This window comes from Litchfieldella rifensis, from assembly GCF_042646605.1.
Taxonomy (GTDB): Bacteria; Pseudomonadota; Gammaproteobacteria; order Pseudomonadales; family Halomonadaceae; genus Litchfieldella; species Litchfieldella rifensis.
This window is the reverse complement of the sequence record NZ_JBHRUG010000028.1, coordinates 1-1,276: the sequence shown is the minus strand read 5'-3', so window position 1 is coordinate 1,276 and position 1,276 is coordinate 1. Positions and strand designations below refer to the sequence as shown.

1 protein-coding gene is annotated in these 1,276 nt (G+C 57.6%); it reads right to left on the bottom strand.

Annotated features, from left to right (window positions below):
- On the bottom strand, positions 1-1,211 hold a 1,211-nt coding region (locus ACFOEV_RS14500), incomplete at its 3' end, for an IS1182 family transposase (RefSeq protein ID WP_386775149.1).
- Positions 1,212-1,276 lie beyond the last annotated feature (65 nt).

Below are 1,276 nucleotides of genomic sequence, written 5' to 3'. Positions count from 1 at the left end.
TGTGCCGACTCGAGCACATCCTCATGTTCCCAGCGCTTGATCCGTCGATATATCCCCGTGGTGCATTGTGGCTTCCTTGAACAGCTCGGGCAGGCTGAACTCCAGTAGCAATGTAGCACCTGTCCCTTTTCGACGGTCTTGAAACGCCAGATCAATCGCTCACCTGCCGGGCAGCGATAGGCATTCCTTTCAGGCACGTACCGGAATGCCTCTCTGGGATACAGTCCTCGTGCCTGACTCGGCGAGGTCTTCGGTTTAGGGAGATAGGGGGTGATACCGGCCTCGTGGCATGCGAGTATCTCATCACCCTTAAAGTAGCCGCGGTCAGCCACAACGTTGAGATCGCTGACGCCGGAGGCATCACGAGCCAGCTTGGCCATTCGGGAGAGTTGACCACGATCACTGCCGACGTTGGTGACCTCATGGGCAATGATCAAGTGATGCCGGCTATCGACGGCCGTCTGCACATTGTATCCCACCACCCCAGTGCCTCGCGTGGTCATGGAGCGGGCATCAGGGTCCGTCAACGACACCTGCTGGTCGGGTGCCTGGGTTCTTTGGATTTCAATCGTTTGCAGTTGCTGCACCTCCTCCGTGAGGGCTTCGATCTTTTCCTTCAGATGAACGGTTTGCGCTTCCGTGACAGCAGGGACTCCCTGGTCAGCTGAGTCGAGTTGGCGTAGGTAGTGCTCGATGCTCCTCTCGATCTCTTCTGCGCGCCGTTTCATCTTGGCGAAGGTAAAATTGCGGTCTCGATTGTTGACCGCTTTGAACTTGCTACCGTCGATGGCCACGATCGCGTGTGAGAAGAGACCCTGGCGTCGGCACAACACCACAAAGTCTCGACAGGTGTCGCGGATCGCCTTGCCGTTGTGCTTACGAAAGTCGGCAATCGTCTTGAAATCCGGTGTCAGGCGTTCCGTCAGCCACATCAGCTCGACATTGCGCTGCGTCTCGCGCTCCAGGCGGCGACTGGATTGGACGCGGTTGAGATAACCGTAGAGGTAGATTTTCAGGAGAACAGCGGGATGATACGCGGGCCGACCGGTGGCATGGGGATCGACACCCTGGAAACCCAGTTGTCTGAGGTCGAGGGACTCGACGAAGGCCTCGATGGCCCGGACCGGGTTGTCGTCTGTGACGAAATCATCAAGGAACTCTGGAAACAATGTGGCCTGAGACCGGGACTCACCTGAAACGAAGCGCTTCATCGGCACCTCCACGAGCTGTCACGGGTTGAGTATAGTGGGAGCTACGTTTTCACACAGCCTCGGCC